Genomic DNA, 18,933 nt, shown 5'->3' with positions numbered 1-18,933 from the left:
CAATGACGCAAGTGACTGCAGTCATGGTCGTGTCACAGGCACAATGGCGTTCTGCCACTTTCGTCACGAACCATGACCGAAAAACCCTTCTCCCTCGCCTGTGAACGAAACCGCGATCCGATCGCGGCCGCGCTGGATCCGCTCATGGCCGATCGCCGCCACGTGCTGGAGATCGGCAGTGGCACGGGACAGCACGCTGCGTACTTCGCCCAGCGCTGGCCGTGGCTGCAGTGGCAGCCCAGCGACCACCCCGACCATCTGCGAGGCATCGCGGCGTGGCGGGCCGAGGCGGCGCTGCCCAATCTGCAGGCACCGTTCGCGCTGCAGGCCGAGCTGCCACCGTCGCCGCCGCTGGCCGTGCCTGCCGGAATCCCGCGTTTCGATACGGCGTTCAGCGCCAATACCCTGCACATCATGGGATGGGACCACGTACAGGCACTGTTCGCGGGTCTGCCTGCGCTGCTGCAGCCTGGTGCCTTGCTGGCGGTGTACGGTCCGTTCAACTACGGCGACGCGTACACCAGTGACAGCAACGCCCAGTTCGATGGCTGGCTGAAGGCCCGCGATCCGCGCAGTGGCCTACGCGATGCGGAGGCGGTGCAGGCACTGGCGGTGGCGCAGGGCTTCGTTGCGCTGGAAGACCTGGCGATGCCGGCCAACAACCGGCTGCTGGTATGGCGGCTGGGGTGATCAGGCGTCGGCGGGCATCGCAGCGAGGCGCGCCCCCGCCGCTCGCAACCCGCTGAATATTGCCGTAGACACCGTTTCAGGAAAGCCGGTTGGCAGCGATGCTTCTACCTGCTGGATCACCGGTTCCACCTTCTCCAGCAGTTCCTGTATCCAAGGCTCGGCACCTGCACTGATACCGCAGGCATGTGCGGTTTCATTCCAGTGTCGGCGACGTACCTTGAGCAGGTGGCGATGACGATTTTTGCCCACGACGGCCATGGCCAGTTGAGCTTTGAACGGGTCCAGCTGTTGCGGCCCTCGCCCCATGATGGGATACACCGACAAGACGTCGTAAACGGGTGTCATGCGGAAACGTCCGTCTGCTTCGATGTGGACGCTGAAATTTTTCGCATGCCCGTCGGTTGCCGCCAACATCCAGAAGAGTATCTGGGTCTTGAAGAAAGTAGCCCGGTCATCGGGGCTCTCGGACTGACGGAGCAGGTCCATGATCCGGATTATTCCCGGGCCACCGTCGTTCTCGTACTTTTTTGACGCCGGCAAAGCAAAGACCTGGCAGATGTCCTCCTGAGGCAGGCGGAGCCACCATTTACCCCGCAGGGAGAGCCTACGGTCAAAGCGTTCGACAACAAGTGCGCGCTGATCTTCAAAGCTTTGCATCGAGGTTGACGCGACACGGATGCCGAACGCCGCCAGCAGATGCATGCACAGCCACTCGTTCTCCACCGATTGATGCATGTCGGCTCGCATGTTGCCGACCAGTCCCAGAGGGAGTTTGAAAATGTGGGTACTCGGCGTGCTCGACAGCGGAATGCACCACTTACCCTCATGCCATAGCAGTCCGGTCTTTTCCTGCGCCCCGGCAATGGATATGCGGAAATCGTCCGCATCGATCTGTGCCATGCCCGGTATCGGCGACGCCGTGACACCGCGCAGCGTTCTCGCCACGCCTGCCTCATCAAGTGCGCGGAACCGGATCGACTGGACGCCCTGCGGAGGCTGCTCGGGAGGGAGCAGTTGAACGGCGCCTACACAGTCGCGTCCAATAGCCTGCAGCAATTCAAACGTTCCAGTGGAACGGGTAGAGAACCGATCCCGGATACGCGCCCTGATCGCCGCGTTATCGGGCAGGAGATTGTCGAAGTAGTCCGTTACCGCGTCGCCCCGGTGACTCTGACCGGCGGGAAGCAGCGGTAGAGACAAGGAGACTGGACGGGGCATGGGCGATGCCAGCCAGCTCTCCGTGTACGTCAGTCGTGCGGGGGCGGTCGTGCCTTGTTCCCACGTCGCAACTTCCAGGCCGTTCATCCAGACTCGCAGTTGACTCATGACTACCACTCCAAGCCAGTGGTGCGCTTGTCCGCAACCGAAGCAGCCTCCTGTAGCGAAACCTCGATGCCGAGCAGAGCCCAGACCTTCATCAGGCGCTCGAACGTTGCCGCCTCGGGGGCCTTCTCCAGCGCGGTGACCGCCTGACGAGAAATGCCAAGGCGCGCCGCGAGTGCGGCCTGGCTCAGCCCTGCCTTCAGGCGATAGGCGCGCATGAGTGGAGCGAGTTGATGAGGCGTTCGAATAACCCTTGCAGCGGCCATGGAGCGGGTCTCTAGTGCGAGGACCCATGCTAGTCCTCCTGCTCGACCACGGCAACTTATAGGTTGCATAAGCCAGCGACTGAAGATCCACTGCTTCTGGCTATGCAAGCTATAAGTTGCACTTCCTAAATGCAACTTATAGGTTGCTTTACTGCCAGCTCAGATAGTGACTACCTGCACGCCACTACCGTCAGGCTACCTGCACGATATGCAGCGCGCGCGGGTTGCGCCACTGCGCCAGCAGGGTCGCTTCGCGGGCCTTGGCGGTGTGGAGGTGCGCTTCCTTGACGTGGCCATAGCCGCGGATGTGTTCCGGGATGCTGGCGATCTCCACCGCCAGGGCAAGCCGGTGGTCGTCCAAGCCGTCCAGCAACACTTGCACGGTGGCTTCGTAGTCGGTGATCAGCTGGCGCTCGCCCACCCGCTCGGCGGTGCGGCCGAAGGGATCCAGCCGGCCGCCGCGCAGGAACTTCAGCTTCGCCAGCACGCCGAACGCTTTCAGCATCCACGGACCGTATTCTTTCTTGATCAAACGCCCCTGGTCGTCCTTCTTCGCGAACAGCGGCGGCGCCAGGTGGAAGCGCACCTGGTAGTCGCCTTCGAACTGCTGCTGCAGCTGGCGCTGGAAATCGCCACTGGTGTACAGCCGCGCCACTTCGTACTCGTCCTTGTAGGCCATCAGCTTGAACAGGTAGCGGGCGACGGTTTCGGTCAGCGCAGTGGAGCCGCCCAGCGTGTCCTGCTCGGCCGTGCGGACGCGCTCGATCAGCGTGCGGTACCGATCTGCGTAGGCCTGGTCCTGATAATCGACGAGGAACGACGTGCGACGCGCGATCATTTCATCCAGCGAGCGCGACAGGCGGGCATCGTCCAGCGGCAGGAAAGCCAACTCCCCGCCACCATGCCCCGGCAGGCCACGCAGTTCACGCTCGTCGCTGCTGTTGCGCGGCGCGGCCGTTGCGCCCCCTTCATTACCTTCCCACTCTCCCGGCGGCAGCGCATGCAGCGGGCCGGGCGTGTCTTCCGCGTCGGTGTGACGATTGCGCACCAGCCCGGCGGCTTGCTGCACCGCCTGCGGATCGACCACGGCCAGGCGGCCCCAGGCGAAGGCCTGCTGGTTCATGGCCACGGCCGCGCCATTGAGCTCGATGGCACGCATCAGTGCGTCGAACGACAGGGGCACCAGGCCCTGCTGCCACGCATAGCCGAGGATGAACAGGTTCGCCGCGATGGCGTCGCCCAGCAGTGCGGTCGCCAGCTGCGTGGCATCGAGCAGCAGCGGTTGTTCGCCACCCAGGGCCACGCGCACGCCGGCGATGATGTCGGCGGCGGGGAACTGCATGTCCGGCCGTGTGGTGAAGCCGCCCGGCATCGCTTCGTATGTGTTGAGCACCACCTGGGTGCGGCCGGCGCGCACCTTGGACAGCGCCCAGTAGTCGTTCACCACCACCATGTCGCAGCCCAGCACCAGGTCGGCTTCGCCGGCTGCGATGCGCACGGCATGGATGTCGGTGGGCGCTCGCGCGATGCGGATGTGGGTGGTCACCGCGCCGCCTTTCTGTGCCAGCCCGGTCTGGTCCAGCACGGACGAACCCTTGCCTTCCAGATGGCCGGCCATGCCGAGCAGTGCGCCGATGGTCACCACTCCGGTGCCGCCGACACCGGTGATCAGGATGTTCCAGGGTTGCTCCAGCGCGGTCCGCACGGGCGGTGCCGGCAGGTTGTCGAGCAGGGTGGACGCCTCGCGCTTGCTGCCCTTGCGCGGCTTGCCCCCGTGCACGGTGACGAAGCTCGGGCAGAAGCCGGTGGTGCAGGAGTAGTCCTTGTTGCAGTTGGACTGATCGATGTCGCGCTTGCGCCCGAACTCGGTTTCCTTCGGCAGCACCGACACGCAGAAACTCTTCTTTCCGCAGTCGCCGCAGCCTTCGCAGACCAGCGAGTTGATCATTACACGCTTGGGCGGATCGACCAGCTTGCCGCGCTTGCGGCGACGGCGTTTTTCGGTGGCGCAGGTCTGCTCGTAGATCAGGATCGATACGCCCTTCACTTCGCGCAGCTGCTTCTGCACCGCGTCCAGCGCACTGCGGTCATGGAACTCCACGCCGGTGGGGAACTGCTCGCGCTGCTTCGTCCATACCTCGATGTTGTCCGACAGCACCACGATGGTCTGGATGCCTTCGGCGCGCATCTGCCGGGCAATGTCCGGCACGCTGAGGGGGCCGTCCACCGGCTGGCCACCGGTCATCGCCACCGCATCGTTGTAGAGGATCTTGTAGGTGATGTTGACGCCGGCCGCGACGGACTGGCGGATCGCCAGCGACCCACTGTGGAAGTAGGTGCCGTCACCCAGATTCTGGAACACGTGCGGCGTGTCGGTGAACGCGGCCTGGCCTGCCCACGTCACGCCTTCGCCGCCCATGTGGGTGAACGTGTCGGTGCTGCGGTCCATCCAGGTGACCATGTAATGGCAACCGATGCCGCCCAGCGCACGCGAGCCTTCGGGCACGGTGGTGGAGGTGTTGTGCGGGCAGCCGGAGCAGTAATGCGGAATGCGCGGGAAGGCCGCGCGCGGCAGCGCCAGCTCCGCTTCCTTTTCGCTCATCCACTGCAGGCGCTGGGTGATCGATTCGTTGTTGAAGAAGCGCTGGATGCGCCGCCCGATCACGCCGGCGATGGTGGCCGGGGTGAGCTCGCCGGTGGACGGCAGGATCCACTCGCCGGCCTCGTCGTACTTGCCGACGATGGACGGACGCGCGCCCCAGCTGGCCGGCCAGTTGAAGAACTGCTCCTTCATCTGGCGCTCGATGAAGGCACGCTTCTCCTCCACCACGATGATGTCTTCCAGGCCCTGTGCGAAGCGCGCGATGCCCTGCGGTTCCAGCGGCCAGGTCATACCGACCTTGTACACGCGGATGCCGATGTCGGCGCACGCCGCTTCATCCAGGCCCAGGTATTCCAACGCCTGCAGGACGTCCAGGTAGCTCTTGCCGGTGGTGACGATGCCCAGCCGCGCGCGCGGTGAATCCAGCACGGTGCGGTCGATGTTGTTGACCCGGGCGAAGGCCTGCGCGGCACTGACCGCGTAGCGGTGCAGGCGCATTTCCTGGTCCAGCGGCGGGTCCGGCCAGCGGATGTTGAGACCGCCTGCCGGCATCTCGAAATCATCCGGCAGCAGGATGCGCCGTGCCAGCGGATTCACCTCCACCGAAGCAGACGACTCCACCGTTTCAGCGATCGTCTTGAAGCCGATCCAGCGCCCGGTATAGCGGCTCATCGCCCAGCCCAGCAGGCCCATGTCCAGGATGTCCTGCACGCCGGCCGGGTTGAGCACCGGCATCATCGCGCTGACGAACTCGTCCTCGCTGCCGTGCGGCAGGGTCGAGCTCCGGCACGCATGGTCGTCGGCGGCCAGTGCGAGCACGCCGCCCAGTCGCGAGGTGCCTGCCGCATTGGCATGCTTGAACACGTCACCGCAGCGGTCCACGCCAGGGCCCTTGCCGTACCACATGCCGAACACGCCCTGCACGTTGGCGCCGGGGAACAGGTTGGTCTGCTGGGTTCCCCAGACCATGGTCGCGCCCAGGTCTTCGTTGAGGCCGGGGGTGAACTTCACCTTGGCCGCTTCCAGCGGCTGGCGTGCGCGCCACAGTTCCAGATCGAAGCCGCCCAGCGGGCTGCCACGGTAGCCGCTGATGAAGCCGGCGCTGTCTATCCCGGCCGCCTCGTCGCGCAGGCGCTGCATCAGGGGCAGGCGCACCAGCGCCTGGACGCCGCTCAGGTAGATCCGTCCCTCGCCACGGGTGTATTTGTGGTCGAGCGTGTAATCGCGGTCTAGCAGGTCGGCGGACGCCGGTGAGGTGAGCTGCGCGGTGCTGGTCATGGCTGGCCTGGTTCGGATCGGCTGGCATCGGCGCTGCGGCTGCAGACCCGAAGGGCGCGGATTGTAACAGTGGGGCCGTTGTGGGCCGGTACTCGCATCCGGGACCGAAGTCCGGTTAGGATCGGGGCGTGGGAGGTTGTTGTTGCAACCTGGGGAAAACACGATGTCATTTGCAAGAAAGTTCCTGGCCGGCATGTTGCTGGCTTCGGGGCCGGCCGCTGCATGGGCCGCGCCCGCATTGCCTGCACCGCAGGAGTTCTATTTCGACGCCGATGCCGCCGCTGCACCTGTGCAGGTGGTTCAGGGCGAAGGCGATGAGTTGGTCAGTCAGTTGCTGCGCCAGCGCGAACGCGGGCGTAAATCGCTGGAAGCCACGGTGCAGTTGGCCGGTGTGGCCATTGGCCAGGGCCGCGCCGAGCTGGGCCAGCAGCTGTATGCCGAGGCGCTGCAGGCGGCACCGGCGGCCTCGCCGTCCGGCCGCATGGTGCGCTGGAACCACGGCTGGGATCTGTACCGCCAGGGCCAGGCGGACGCCGCACTGACGCAGTGGCATGAAGCGGCCAGTGGGCTGCGCGGCAACCCATCGTGGGTGCCTCCGACGTACGCTCTTGCGCTGTGGCAGATCGGGCAGAAGGACGATGCGGTGAAGTGGTACGCCGCGGCGGTCCGCACCGAGCCGGCGCGCTGGAGCACATCGGCCAACTACGCCGCCCTGCTGCCAACGTGGCGCGACAGCGAGCGCGAGACCCTGGCGCAGGTGCAGAAAGCCTGGGCCGCCAATCCGCCGAAGTGGCCGTAACGCGCAGGACGGACGGGTAACGGCGAAAGTGGCGGCGACGGGTAGAGCCGACGGGTAGAGCCGACTTCAGTCGGCTGGCATTTCCCCGCCGACGGCAGCGGACTGAAGTCCGCTCTACCAAAGCCCGCCGCAGGCCAGAACAGCGGGCACACCGCGACCGGAACGGGCCGGCGGCGCCTCAATCGTCGGCATTCACCGTGCGCGCCGACGCCCACTCGCGCAGGGCATTCACCTGCTCTGCCATCAGCACGGACAACGGGCGGCTGCCGCGGATCTCCGCCATCAGCAGTGGCGTGTCCAGTGGGCGTTGGTCGGCATGCGCGGCGTACATGCCGGCCACGATGGCTTGTTCGATCTCCGCGCCGGAGAACCCGTCCGCTGCCGCCGCCAGAGCCGGCAGGGCGAAATCGTCGGCATTCAACTGACGTCGCGCCAGGTGCAGGCGCAGCAGCTCCACGCGCACATCCGGGCTGGGCAGGTCGACGAAGAAAATCTCATCGAAGCGGCCTTTGCGCAGCAGCTCGGCAGGCAGTTCGTGCACCTGGTTGGCGGTGGCGACGATGAAGACGGGCGCCTTGCGTTCGGCCATCCAGGTCAGCAACGTGCCCAGCACCCGGCGGGACACACCACCGTCGTCCCCGCCCGTCGCCAAGCCCTTTTCAATCTCGTCGATCCACAGCACGCAGGGCGCCAGCTGCTCGGCCGATGCCAATGCCTGGCGAAGGTTGGATTCGGTCTCACCGTGGTACTTGTTGTACAGCGCGCCCACGTCCATGCGCAGCAGGGGAACGCCGAACCCGGCGGCGGTGGCCTTGGCCAGCATCGACTTGCCACAGCCCTGCACGCCCAGCAGCAACATCCCGCGGGGCGGGTCCAGGCCAGCCGGCGCAGCGCCGGCAAGGAACGCGATGCGCCGCTGGCTGATCCAGCGCTTGAGACGGTTGGCACCGGCGACATCGGCAAAGCGTGCCGTGTCGTATTCGTAGAACAGGTGTCCGCTGCGGTTGAGCAGCTCGAACTTCAGCTTGGCCAGCTGCGGCAGGTCGTCATCACCCAGGGCGCCGTCGGCGTAGATCAGCTGCCGGGCAATCCGCCGCGCATCCACCAGGCTCAGGCCCTGCAGGTTGCGCAGGATCTTCTTCACCGCCTCGCTGTCCACCTCCACCCGCCGTCCACCGTGCTCGCGCGCATACCCGGCGGCCTCTTCGCGCAGCATCTTCAGCAGCGCATTGGCGTCGGGCAGGCGGGGGTTGAAGCGGGTAGCCAGGGCTTCCAGTTCCGGCGGCAGGGTCACTTTGGCGCCGATCAGCACCAGCACGTGCGGTTGGCTGTGGCGACGCTGGATCAGATCGCGCAGCGCGCGCTGGTGGCTCGCGTAGCCCAGGTAAGGGTGGAAATCGAGCAGTAGATAGATGCCGCGCTGGTCGGCCTGCTGGATCATCTGCAGCGCCGCGCTGGCGTCGGGCGGCCCCACCGGCTCGTCTTCGCGGTCCAGGTCGATGCGACGCAGGCCCTCGGTGATCGACCAGCGATGCAACGCACGCCACACATGCAGCAGCGTCTGCCGGAACAATTCGATGATGCGACCCTCGTCCTGGGTCTCGATGACGATCAGGGGCGTATTGGCGCGGATCAGTGCGCTCAGGTCCTGCAGTTCGCTCATGCCGGTTCGATCCTTCGGGGGCGCCACCATAGCAAAGGCACGGGCCGGGTGGTTCAGCCGCGCGACTATCTCCATCACCTGCACCGGTGTACGCTCGGGCGACGTTCTCCCGGAAGCGAGGCCTGCATGAAGACCATTCTGGTGGCCGGTTCAAAGGGTGGGGTGGGAAAGACCACCATCGCCACCCATCTGGCCGCGCACGCGGCACTGCAGGGAAGGCGCACGGTGATCGCCGATGCCGACCCGCAGGGGTCCAGCACGCGCTGGGCACAGCGCCGTTCCGAGCTGGAAAGCGCCGTACTGCCGCTCGATGTCTACAAGAAGAAGCAATGGCTGCAGAAGGTTCCCGATGGGACCGACACGGTGATCATCGACGCCCCGGCCGGTGCGCTGGCCGACGATATCCCGCATTTCCTGGACGCAGCCGACGCCGTGGTAGTGCCGGTGCTGCCCTCCGCGCTGGACATTGAAGCCATCGTCGGCTTCCTCAACAGCCTGTCGAAAGTGGCCCGGGTGCACAAGCGCAAGCTGCCGGTCGGACTGGTGCTCAACCGCACCAAGCCATGGACCCAGACCTCGCAGCAGGCCATCCAGATGTTGTCCGAGTGGCCTTACCCGGTAATCACCCAGCTGCGTGACAGCCAGAGTTATGTGGTCATGACCGGCATGGGCCGCAGCCTGTTCGACTACCGCTCGGCACAGGTGCGCGAGCACCAGGCCGACTGGGAACCCCTCCTGCACTGGCTGGACAAGGCATGAGCCGCCTCCGCCACCCCTCCAACAAGGGAAGACTCCGATGCGTGAACTGATCCTGCTGCGCCATGCCCATGCCGAACCGGCCAGCACGGGCCAGGCCGACCTTGACCGCCCGTTGTCGGCGGTGGGTCTGGCCGAAGCCGAGGCCGCCGGCAAATGGTTGAAAGACAACAAGCTGCAGCCCGACTGCGTGCTGTGTTCCCCCTCCCGCCGTACCCGCGAGACCTTGGAAGCCGTGGTCGGCGTGACCGGCTTCTTCGAGCACAAGCTGGAAGACAAGGTGTATGACGCCACGCCCGGTACGTTGATCGGGCTGGTCGATGACCGCAAAGACGTAGAGCGCCTGATGATCGTCGGCCACAATCCCGGCCTGGAGCGCCTGGTCGCCCTGTTGAACACCGGCGAGACCAGCGACTACCGCGGCATGCCGCCGGCCGGCATCGCGGTGCTGCAGTTCCCGAAGGACGTCAGCATCGAACCCGGTGTCGCCATCCTCAACGCGTTCTGGTGGCCGTGATCCGATGACCGTGTGGCAGAGGGGGCTGCTGCTCGCATTGATGGGACTGCCGGCGGTGTTGGCGGCGCAGCCGTCGGCGCTGCCTGCGGTGAAGGTGACCCACCGCGCGCCGATGTACCTGGACACGGCCCGATCCCAGCTGGGCTTCGAGGTGCGCAGCCGCCTCGGCCAGCGCATCGAAGGCAATTTCCCGCAGTTTGAAGGGCGTATCGAGGTGCTGTCCGATGGGCGCCACCAGGTCCACCTGAAGATGTTCACCCGCACGGTGGAGATACCCGGCAAGGTCCGCTACACCGGCTGGATGCGGGGGCCCGACTTTTTCGATGCCGAGCGCCACCCGGTCGTGGAGTTCGACTCGCTGCCCTATGACCCGGCGCGGGTCGACCAGGGCGGTGACATCCAGGGACGCCTGATGCTGCGGGGGGTCAGCCACCCGGAAGTGCTGCGGGTGGAGAAAGCGGAATGCGCCAGACCCGGCTATGATTGCGACGTTGTGAGCCGTGGGACTGTCCTGCGAGGCCGTTACGGCATGGATAACTGGCAGTTTGCCCTGAGTGATCGAGTGACCTTCGTACTGCGCGCGCGCCTGACCGGGGTGCCTGAACCGTGAATCTGATGCTGCGCCTGATGGCGCTGGCAACGCTGTTGCTGGTCGGCGGCTGTGCGTCGCTGTCCAACAGCGAGCGCGCGCGTGCGGCCAACATCGCCGTGCAGGCACGCTCCACCGTCGTCGAGTGCGACCAGGCCGACCGTTGCGCGCAGGAATCTCCGCTGCGCGCGCTGGCCGGACGGGCGTTCAGCGAATCCGCGCCCGGCCAGCCCCGCCACTACGCCACCATCCTCGATGAGGGCGAAGAAGCCCTGGTCGCCCGGCTGAACCTGCTGCGCAGCGCCACCCGCAGCATCGACCTGCAGACCTATATCTTCGACAAGGACGACAGCGCGCGGCTGGTCCTTGACGAGCTGCTGGCCGCCAGCCGCCGCGGCGTGAAGGTGCGCCTGCTGATCGACCAGCTCTCGGCCATTTCCGATCTGCAGATCCTCGGCGCGCTGTCCTCGGCGCACCAGAACTTCGAACTCCGCGTCTACAACCCGGCCTTCGGCAAGGCCCGGCTGAATTACTTCGACTACGCCGGCAGCGTGCTGTGCTGCTTCCGGCGCTTCAACCAGCGCATGCACAACAAGCTGCTGGTGATCGACGACGCCATCGGTGTGGTCGGGGGACGCAACTACCAGGACGACTATTACGACTGGGATGCGGAGTACAACTTCCGTGACCGCGACGTGCTGGTGGCGGGCCCGGAGGCGCGGACCATGGCGGCCAACTTCGAGGCGTTCTGGCTCGCGCCGCGCAGCGTGCCGGCCGAGCGCCTGAATGACGTCGGGCGGATCCTGCTCGACAGCGGCCCACCGCAGATGCCGCCGGCCGACTACCGGCGACCGGAGCGCGTGCAGCGCGTCATCGCCGAGGCCACCGACACCGCGTGGATCACCCGCAGCTTCGTCGATACCGCATTGCCGGTGGCATCGGTGCGGTACGTCGCCGACCTGCCGCGCAAGCACCGCCGCGAAAACCCCGAGCATCCCCGCAACGGCCAGCACGTCACCGAGCCACAGCTGGATCGGCTGATCGCCGAGGCGCAGTCGGAAGTGCTGCTGCAGACGCCGTACCTGGTGCTGTCCAAGCCGGCCCGCAAGCTGTTCGCTGATCTGCGCCAGCAGCCTGATCCACCGCGCGTGCTGGTGTCGACGAACAGCCTTGCCGCTACCGACAACCCGATCGTCTATGCGCTGTCCTACAAGTACAAGCGCCGCAACATGCGCGAGCTGGGCTTCAACATCTTCGAGTTCAAACCGTTTCCGCTGGATGCCCCGGTGGACTACCGCAACCTGATGTCCGATCCGATCGCCGGGGACTACCCGGAGGGGCGGCGCGGCAGCATGCTCGGCGGCAGCGCGGCAGGCAGCAACGCGCGCCCGCCCGGCAGTGGTGGTGGCAGCACCCGCTCGGCCGATGCCGGCGAGGGGACAGGTGCCGGCCCGGTCGTCGAGACACCGGCAGCGCGCAGCAATCCGCGCACCGGCAGTGCTTACCAGAATGCCCGCGAACGCCGTCGCGCATCGGGCAGCGAAGTGGAGCGCGACCTGCTGCGTACCGAAACCCGGCCCTCCTTCCTGGGCAGCCGGGCGGTCAACCGACCGCTGCCGGTAACGCGATCCGGTGCCCGCATGGGGCTGCACGCGAAGTCCTTGGTGGTCGACCGCCGGATCGGCGTGATCGGCACGCATAACTTCGATCCGCGCAGTGAAAACTACAACACCGAAGGCGCGGTGATCATCGACGATCCGGTGTTCGCACAGCGGCTGGCTGACAGCATCCTGCGTGATATCGATCCCCAGAATTCCTGGACCGTGGCACCGCGCAGCAAGCCGCCGGTGCTGTCCGGATTGAACTACAGCATGGGCAAGGCATCCGAAGCGTTACCGATCCTGGACTTCTGGCCGTGGCGCTATGCCACCGATTACGAGTTCCAGCCGGGCCCGGACTGTCCCGAACCGCTGCCGCGGCAGCATCCGGACTTCCGCTCCTGCTATACGGCGGTCGGTGACTTCCCGGAAGTGAATGTCGGCCCCAAGCTGCTGCTGGTCCGCATGCTCACCGCCTTCGGTGCCGGCCTGGTGCCCATTCTCTGACTGGAGAGCAGCATGTCATCCATTTTCCGCCAGCCGGTTGTGCTGGAAACGCTCAATTCGCTCAGCGCCAATACGGTGATCCAGCAGTTGGGCATCGTATTCACTGCGGTAGGCGATGACTGGCTGCAGGCCACCATGCCGGTGGACGCACGCACCCACCAGCCTTACGGGATCCTGCACGGCGGCGCGTCGGTGGTGCTGGCCGAAACGCTGGGCAGCAGCGCGGGCAACCTGTGCGTGGACAATGCCCAGCAGGTCTGCGTCGGGCTGGAGATCAACGCCAACCATGTCCGCGCCAAGCGCGAGGGCGTGGTGACCGGGACCGCACGCGCCACCCATGTCGGCCGCAGCACGCAGATCTGGGACATCCGCATCGAAGACGAACAGGGCCGCCTGGTCTGCACCTCGCGGCTGACGCTGGCCGTGGTCGCTGCCGGTCACGGCTGAGGCATCGCACCGGATATCGCAGGCGGCCGTTCGCATTGTGCCGCGCGAGGTTGCACGGCGCTGACGGCGAAGGGCTGCAGGTGGTCGCACGTTGCCGTGGGCGTGGGACGGCACTTGGTCGCACGTTGCCGTTGCGGTTGCCCTGGACTGAGCGCACGTTGCCGGTGGCGTGGGACTGCACTTGGTCGCACGTTGCCATTGCGGTTGCCCTGGACTGGGCGCACGTTGCCGGTGGCATGGGACTGCACTTGGTTGGACGTTGCCGCTGCGGTTGCCCTGAACTGGACGCACGTTGCCGGTGGGGCGGGACTGCACTTGGTAGAGCCGACTTCAGTCGGCTGCGGTTGCGGTAGCGGTTGCTGCCAGCCGACTGAAGTCGGCTCTACCAGGGCGCTGCGGTTGTGGTTGCTGTCAGCCGACTGAAGTCGGCTCTACCAGGACGCTGCGGTTTGTGGTTGTCGCCAGCCGACTGAAGTCGGCTCTACCGCAGGGCGCCGGTCGCGGGGGCGCGGGTGCGCGGGTGCTGCCGGAAGAGCAGCCACAGCGGTGCCCACCGCATACTGCAACACACCGTTGCCCGCCAATGGCCAGCTCGCGCAATGCGTTTGGCCACATCGCGCTGGCAGCCACTGCGGCGCTCGGGTATCGTTCCCGCATGAATTCCCCCACTCCGGCCTCACGTGGCGGCGTGGCGCGTGCGTGCCGTTACCTGTACCGCGTTCCGCTGCTGCTGGTCCATCTGCTTGTTTTCCTGCCGCTGATCCTGGTCGGCATGCTGCCGCCGTGGGGCGAGCTGCGCATCGGCCAGGAGCCGTTGGCCTACAAAGTGGTCAACTGGTGGTCGGCCGGCCTGATGTGGATCTTCGGCTTTCGCCTGGTGCGCATCGGCCAGCCCTTGCGCGGTGCGGTGCTGTTCGTCGCCAATCATGTCAGCTGGATCGACATCTGCGCACTGCACAGCCAGCGCATGATGGGCTTCGTCGCCAAGCGCGAAATCGCCGGCTGGCCGGTGGTGGGCTGGTTGGCGGGACGTGGGCAGACCATTTTCCACCAGCGCGGCAGCACCGAATCGCTGGATGGGGTGATGCAGCAGATGGTCGTACGCCTGCGCGAAGGCAAGGGGGTGGGCGTGTTCCCTGAAGGACGCACGCGCGGCGGCCACGACGTGGGCCCGTTCCATGCACGCATCTTCCAGGCAGCGGTGGAAACCGGGGTGCCGGTGCAGCCGGTGGCCCTGCGTTACGGCGCCGGTGGTAGTGCACAGACCATCGTGGCCTTTGGCGCGCGCGAAAGCTTCTTCGCCAACTTCCTGCGCCTGCTGGGCGAGCCGGCGCGCCGCGCTGAAGTGCATTTCCTTGAGCCGATCCGCAGCCAGGACATCGAAGGCCGACGCCGCATCGCCGAGACCTCGCGTGCACGAATCCTTGCTGCGATGGGCGGCGCCTGAGCCGACGGTGTCCGTTCCCGCGCCCGCGCTGTCGTTCGATCCTGGTCCGCCGGGACTGCTGACTGCGGCCGATTACCAGCCGCCGCGCTGGCTGCGCAACGCGCACCTGCAATCGATGCTCAGTTCCAGCAAACTGCGCCTGCGCCGTGGCCAGGAACTGCTGGCCGCTACCGGTGCGCGTCATGAAGAGCTGATCGTCGACGCGGGCGAGGGCGTCCGCCTGCAGGCCTGGCACAGCACGATCGAGGGCCGCCCGGCACGGGGCATGGCGCTGCTGCTGCATGGCTGGGAAGGCAGTGCCGAGTCCAGTTACATGCGCATGACGGCAGCCCGCATGCTGGCCGAGGGCTTCGATGTGGTGCGGCTCAACTTCCGCGACCACGGCAACACCCACCATCTCAATCCGGGCATCTTCCACTCCAACCGCATCGAGGAAGTGGTCTGTGCCGCAGCGGACATCGCCCGCCGCTGGCCGGATCTTCCGCTCGTTGCCGCGGGCTATTCGTTGGGCGGCAATTTCGTGCTGCGGCTGGCCCTGCGCGCGCCGGATGCCGGTATTCCGCTGCAACGCATCGCGTCGGTGTGCCCCGTGCTGGATCCTGGCCTGACCATGGACAGCATCGAAAACGGGCCGGCGATGTATGACTGGTACTTCCGCCGCAAATGGGCCGGATCGCTGCGTCGCAAGCGGGATCTGTATCCGGATCTGAGCGACTGGGACGAGCGCGTGCTGCGGCTGGATATACGCGCACTGACCGCCTGGCTGGTGGAGCACCACACCGATTACGGGTCACTGCAGGCGTACTTCGACGGCTACTCGATCGCGGGCGAACGCTTGGCGGGCCTGCAGGTGCCGGCCGATATCCTGATGGCCAAGGACGATCCGGTGATTCCCTTCGTTACCTTCAACGACTGGCACCTGCCGCGTTTGGCGCGCCTGGAAACCGCCGAGTGGGGCGGACATTGCGGGTTCCTGGAAAACTGGCGCGGTGACGGGTTCTCCGAACGCTGGGTCGCCCAGCACCTGGCACAGGCCGCGCTGCCGGTCTGACGGCATGCGGTGGGGGTGGACGCCTCCTGCGGCAGGGCGTGAAGGGATCCGCCACCGCGCTCCGGCCATGCGCGACCGGGGCCGTTACAATGCGGGATTGCTCTCCAGCCGGACCCGCCATGCAAGATCAGATCCTCCAAGCCCTGCGTCGTCAGGACGCCGACCAGGCCGTGCAGCTGGCCAGTGCATGGGCCGTTGCCGAGCCGCGCGAGGCGCAGGCCCATCGCTGGCACGCTCTGGCGCTGCAGCAGCAGGGCAACCTGCAGGCCGCCGCTGCCAGCATGCAGACGGGTTTGGACCTGGCGCCGGATGATGCCGACCTGCACCTGCAGAATGCCGGCCTGCTGTTGGCGATGCACCAGTTCGACGACGCGCAGGCCGCGCTGTCACGCAGCAGCGGTGCCAATCCCAACGAGTTGTCCGCGTATCTGATGCAGGCGCATCTCGCGTTGGCGCGCAACGATGTAAACGCGGCGGACCAGCAGGTTCGGCTGGCCGCACGCGTGGACGAAGACAGCCCGGACGTGGCGGCCCTGCGCGGCATGGTCGCGCTGCGCCGCGGGGCCCTTGACGAGGCGCTGGCCCAGCTGACCACCGCCAGCCGAGCGTTGCCCGATGATCCGCGCATCCTGTACGCGTTGGGTTTCGCTTACATGGGCAAGGACATGCTGGCCTTCGCCGAGCAGGCCTTCCGTCGGGTGCTGGCGCTCAATCCCGCATTGACCGCATTGCACGGTCTGCTGGTGCAACTGGCACTGCGACAGGAGAATCCTGCGGCGGCGGCGGAGATCGTCGACCAGGCGCTCGCGCAGCCGGGCCAGGACAGCATCGCCATGCGCCGGTTCGCCGCACAGCTGGCGCTGCAGTCCGGTCAACCCCTGCAGGCACTCGAGCACCTGCGTCCGCGTCTGGCCGAAAACGCGGGTGACCCCAAGCTGCTGCAGCTGCTGCTGGGTGCCTGGCAGCGCCTGGGCCGCGATGATGAAGCACGCACCGAGCTGGACGCCGTGCTGGTCGACAACGATCAGCTGCACAACCTGTGGTTGGCGCGCCTGTCGGTGGAAGCGGTCGGCAGCGAAGGTGCCGTTGCGGTCGGTGATCGCTGGCTTGCTGCCATGCCTGTGCACGTGCAGGCGATGGAGACGCGGATGCGCCTGCATGACATGCGCGGTGAGCACGACGCCGCCGAAGCGATGGCCGAGCGCATCGTCGCGTTGGAACCGGGCCGCATCAGCGGCGAGACCCGCTTGGTGGATGGCTTGGTGCAGCGGGATCCCGACGCGGCGGCCGCGCGCGTACAGGCGCTCGTCGATAAGGCCGAAGGCGGCCAGCGGCTGGACCTGCGTACCTGGCTGGGCGAAGTGCATGATCGTGCCGGTCGTCCGCAGGAGGCACTGCGGGTCTGGCTGGACCTGCACGCAGAATTGCTGAGCTACCGCCTGCCCTTGCCGCCGCAGGCCAAGTCGCCGTCCAGCTGGCCCGCACTGGGTGAAGTGGCGGCGGACATCGCGTCGCGCCCGATGTTCATGTGGGGCGCCCCGGGTGCCGGCGCGGAGCGTGTCATGAGCGCGCTGACTGCCGCCACGCCCTTGGTGCGCATCGATCGGTTCGGTCCGACCCCGCCGGGCGACCCCTTCCAGAACTACAACACCCTGCAGGAACTGGCGAGTGGTGCACTGGAGCCGGACGCACTGGTGGCGCGCTGGCGCGAACTGCTGCCCGCCCGCGGGCTGGCCAACGACACCGTGATTGACTGGCTGCCGTTCTGGGACAACGCCCTTCTGTGGGCGATGCGCCCGGCGCTGCCGCAGGGGCGGCTGTTGGTTGTGCTGCGTGATCCGCGCGACATGCTGCTGGACTGGATTGCCTACGGTTCGGCCGCGCAGATCGGCCTGCCCAGCCTGGCCGAGGCGGCCGAATGGCTGGCCCGCTCGCTGACCCAGGTCGCACTGCTGAACGAGCAGGATCTCTACCCGCACGTGCTGGTGCGCATCGACGAGGTACAGAACGATCCGCGCGCGATGGCCGCCTTGCTCAGCGGGGTGTTCGGCGCCGAGCTGCCGACGGCCCAGCACATCGGCCCGCCGCGTCTGCCCAGCGGTCACTGGCGTGCGTACCGCGAAGCGATGTCATCGGCCATCGAGCTGCTGACGCCGGTTGCGGTTCGTTTGGGTTATCCGGAAGCGTGAGGGCACAGACCATGAAACTGAGCAGCAACAGCCTGCGCGACGGCGCACCGATCGACCGCGAATTCGCCGCCGGCGACGCGCAGGGGTTCGCACCGGACCGCAATCCGCATCTGGCATGGAGCGAGGTGCCGGACGGCGTCCGTTCGTTTGCCCTGGTCTGCGTGGATCCGGACGTGCCGACCGTGCCGGACACGGTCGGCCGCACGGACATGACCATTCCGCGCGACCAGCCGCGCTGCGATTTCGTGCACTGGGTAATGGCGGATATCGCGCCCGACGTGCGCGAACTGGCCGCGGGCAGCTGCAGCGACGGCTTCGTGGTGAAGGGCAAGGCCGATCCGGCCGGCCCGGCCGGTAGTCGGCAGGGACTCAACGATTTCACCGGCTGGTTTGCCGGCAACCCGGACATGGCCGGTGCCTATCTGGGCTACGACGGCCCGTATCCGCCGTTCAATGATGAGCGCCTGCATCGCTACTTCTTCAGAGTGTTCGCCCTGGATGTTGCGACGCTTGACCTTCCGACGCCGTTCACGGCAGGCGACCTGCATCGTGCGATGCAGGGTCACGTGCTGGCGGAAGCCACGTTGCATGGCACGTATACGTTGAACCCCGCACTGTAAGGGGGGGCGATGGCCGGGCCTGCGGCCCGGCACCCGCTCGAGGCAACGTCAAAGGCTGCAGGGCTGCGTGCAGGTGGGGCGGGATGGGTTGGCGGGGGACGGCAAGGGCCGCTCCTGCGGGCCTCGTTTCGTGCCATCCATGGCACTCAACGCCCCCGCCAACCCATCCCGCCCCACCTTCGACAGATCCATGGCGGCCATGGAAACGTCGGGCAGGCGGACATCGGTAGCGCCGACCCATGGTCGGCGAGCGCAGCGGGCCGTTGGCGGAAACCTTCCGGCGAGGCAACGTCAAGGGCTGTAGGGCTGCGTGCAGGTGGGGCGGGGTGGGTTGGCGGGGGACGGCAAAGGCCGCATCCATGCGGGCCTCGTTTCGTGCCATCCATGGCGGGGTCCACGTCATCGCATTCGCGCTGCCGCTCCCACGCTTTGCTTCGCAAACCGCGGGCCCCGTCTCACCAGCACCCACACCCCGCCGCTTCGCGGCCGCCCCTGACTCAGGGGCTCCTTCCACCCGGCGGGTCAACGGGACCTGCGGTAGCGCCGACCCATGGTCGGCGGAATGTTTCCGCCAACGGCCCGCTGCGCTCG

At 66.8% G+C, this 18,933-nt stretch carries 15 protein-coding genes; 11 read left to right on the top strand and 4 right to left on the bottom strand.

What is annotated here, in order from left to right:
- Positions 1–72 precede the first annotated feature (72 nt).
- Entirely contained in the window at positions 73–690 is a 618-nt protein-coding gene (locus IFT65_RS18085; RefSeq protein ID WP_192082803.1) for a DUF938 domain-containing protein, read from the top strand.
- On the opposite strand, the gene IFT65_RS18080 is transcribed toward IFT65_RS18085, so the two are convergent.
- From IFT65_RS18080 to IFT65_RS18070, 3 genes are all read right to left on the bottom strand, one after another.
- Positions 691–2,016, bottom strand: a complete 1,326-nt coding sequence (locus IFT65_RS18080) for a type II toxin-antitoxin system HipA family toxin (protein ID WP_192082802.1) — start codon at positions 2,014–2,016, stop codon at positions 691–693.
- A 2-nt stretch (positions 2,017–2,018) separates the two neighbouring features.
- Complete coding sequence (locus IFT65_RS18075; RefSeq protein WP_192082801.1) at positions 2,019–2,279, bottom strand: helix-turn-helix domain-containing protein; 261 nt, start codon at positions 2,277–2,279, stop codon at positions 2,019–2,021.
- A 190-nt stretch (positions 2,280–2,469) separates the two neighbouring features.
- Complete coding sequence (locus IFT65_RS18070) at positions 2,470–6,159, bottom strand: indolepyruvate ferredoxin oxidoreductase family protein (RefSeq protein WP_192082800.1); 3,690 nt, start codon at positions 6,157–6,159, stop codon at positions 2,470–2,472.
- Between the two features lie 163 nt (positions 6,160–6,322).
- Between IFT65_RS18070 and IFT65_RS18065 the strand changes: the two genes are divergently transcribed.
- Entirely contained in the window at positions 6,323–6,958 is a 636-nt protein-coding gene (locus IFT65_RS18065) for a tetratricopeptide repeat protein (protein WP_192082799.1), read from the top strand.
- Between the two features lie 178 nt (positions 6,959–7,136).
- Here the strand turns inward: IFT65_RS18065 and IFT65_RS18060 are convergent, their stop codons facing one another.
- Positions 7,137–8,621, bottom strand: coding sequence for an AAA family ATPase (locus tag IFT65_RS18060; RefSeq protein WP_188325640.1), 1,485 nt, complete (start codon positions 8,619–8,621; stop codon positions 7,137–7,139).
- Between the two features lie 126 nt (positions 8,622–8,747).
- Here IFT65_RS18060 and IFT65_RS18055 point away from each other — a divergent pair, with 126 nt between their 5' ends.
- The 9 genes from IFT65_RS18055 (at position 8,748) to IFT65_RS18015 (ending at position 18,342) form a co-directional block, all read left to right on the top strand.
- Positions 8,748–9,380 carry a ParA family protein gene (locus IFT65_RS18055; RefSeq protein ID WP_192082798.1) on the top strand — a complete coding sequence of 211 codons (633 nt, stop codon included), beginning with the start codon at positions 8,748–8,750 and terminating at the stop codon, positions 9,378–9,380.
- A gap of 37 nt (positions 9,381–9,417) precedes the next feature.
- Positions 9,418–9,894 carry a histidine phosphatase family protein gene (locus IFT65_RS18050; RefSeq protein WP_188325642.1) on the top strand — a complete coding sequence of 159 codons (477 nt, stop codon included), beginning with the start codon at positions 9,418–9,420 and terminating at the stop codon, positions 9,892–9,894.
- Between the two features lie 112 nt (positions 9,895–10,006).
- Entirely contained in the window at positions 10,007–10,504 is a 498-nt protein-coding gene (locus IFT65_RS18045) for a YceI family protein (RefSeq protein ID WP_249405219.1), read from the top strand.
- Positions 10,501–12,588, top strand: coding sequence for a phospholipase D-like domain-containing protein (locus IFT65_RS18040; RefSeq protein ID WP_192082796.1), 2,088 nt, complete (start codon positions 10,501–10,503; stop codon positions 12,586–12,588). The genes IFT65_RS18045 and IFT65_RS18040 overlap by 4 nt, the downstream gene beginning before the upstream one ends.
- A 12-nt stretch (positions 12,589–12,600) precedes the next feature.
- Positions 12,601–13,035, top strand: coding sequence for a hotdog fold thioesterase (locus tag IFT65_RS18035; protein WP_188325644.1), 435 nt, complete (start codon positions 12,601–12,603; stop codon positions 13,033–13,035).
- Between the two features lie 655 nt (positions 13,036–13,690).
- Positions 13,691–14,482, top strand: a complete 792-nt coding sequence (locus IFT65_RS18030; RefSeq protein WP_188325645.1) for a lysophospholipid acyltransferase family protein — start codon at positions 13,691–13,693, stop codon at positions 14,480–14,482.
- A gap of 115 nt (positions 14,483–14,597) precedes the next feature.
- Positions 14,598–15,533, top strand: a complete 936-nt coding sequence (locus IFT65_RS18025) for an alpha/beta fold hydrolase (protein ID WP_188327148.1) — start codon at positions 14,598–14,600, stop codon at positions 15,531–15,533.
- A gap of 119 nt (positions 15,534–15,652) precedes the next feature.
- Positions 15,653–17,722: a tetratricopeptide repeat protein gene (locus tag IFT65_RS18020; RefSeq protein ID WP_192082795.1), complete on the top strand. Its 2,070-nt coding sequence runs from the start codon at positions 15,653–15,655 to the stop codon at positions 17,720–17,722.
- A gap of 11 nt (positions 17,723–17,733) precedes the next feature.
- Positions 17,734–18,342, top strand: coding sequence for a YbhB/YbcL family Raf kinase inhibitor-like protein (locus tag IFT65_RS18015; RefSeq protein WP_192082794.1), 609 nt, complete (start codon positions 17,734–17,736; stop codon positions 18,340–18,342).
- The last annotated feature ends 591 nt before the right edge of the window (positions 18,343–18,933 follow it).

Source organism: Stenotrophomonas sp. CFBP 13725 (assembly GCF_014841935.1).
GTDB lineage: Bacteria > Pseudomonadota > Gammaproteobacteria > Xanthomonadales > Xanthomonadaceae > Stenotrophomonas.
This window is presented reverse-complemented; position numbering and strand designations above follow the sequence as displayed.

Bases quoted from the DNA above. Each gene is read 5' to 3' on its own strand.
- IFT65_RS18085 (WP_192082803.1), top strand. From the start codon at position 73: ATGACCGAAAAACCCTTCTCCCTCGCCTGTGAACGAAACCGCGATCCG.
- IFT65_RS18080 (WP_192082802.1), bottom strand. From the start codon at position 2,016: ATGAGTCAACTGCGAGTCTGGATGAACGGCCTGGAAGTTGCGACGTGG.
- IFT65_RS18075 (WP_192082801.1), bottom strand. From the start codon at position 2,279: ATGGCCGCTGCAAGGGTTATTCGAACGCCTCATCAACTCGCTCCACTC.
- IFT65_RS18070 (WP_192082800.1), bottom strand. From the start codon at position 6,159: ATGACCAGCACCGCGCAGCTCACCTCACCGGCGTCCGCCGACCTGCTA.
- IFT65_RS18065 (WP_192082799.1), top strand. From the start codon at position 6,323: ATGTCATTTGCAAGAAAGTTCCTGGCCGGCATGTTGCTGGCTTCGGGG.
- IFT65_RS18060 (WP_188325640.1), bottom strand. From the start codon at position 8,621: ATGAGCGAACTGCAGGACCTGAGCGCACTGATCCGCGCCAATACGCCC.
- IFT65_RS18055 (WP_192082798.1), top strand. From the start codon at position 8,748: ATGAAGACCATTCTGGTGGCCGGTTCAAAGGGTGGGGTGGGAAAGACC.
- IFT65_RS18050 (WP_188325642.1), top strand. From the start codon at position 9,418: ATGCGTGAACTGATCCTGCTGCGCCATGCCCATGCCGAACCGGCCAGC.
- IFT65_RS18045 (WP_249405219.1), top strand. From the start codon at position 10,007: ATGTACCTGGACACGGCCCGATCCCAGCTGGGCTTCGAGGTGCGCAGC.
- IFT65_RS18035 (WP_188325644.1), top strand. From the start codon at position 12,601: ATGTCATCCATTTTCCGCCAGCCGGTTGTGCTGGAAACGCTCAATTCG.
- IFT65_RS18030 (WP_188325645.1), top strand. From the start codon at position 13,691: ATGAATTCCCCCACTCCGGCCTCACGTGGCGGCGTGGCGCGTGCGTGC.
- IFT65_RS18025 (WP_188327148.1), top strand. From the start codon at position 14,598: ATGCTCAGTTCCAGCAAACTGCGCCTGCGCCGTGGCCAGGAACTGCTG.
- IFT65_RS18020 (WP_192082795.1), top strand. From the start codon at position 15,653: ATGCAAGATCAGATCCTCCAAGCCCTGCGTCGTCAGGACGCCGACCAG.
- IFT65_RS18015 (WP_192082794.1), top strand. From the start codon at position 17,734: ATGAAACTGAGCAGCAACAGCCTGCGCGACGGCGCACCGATCGACCGC.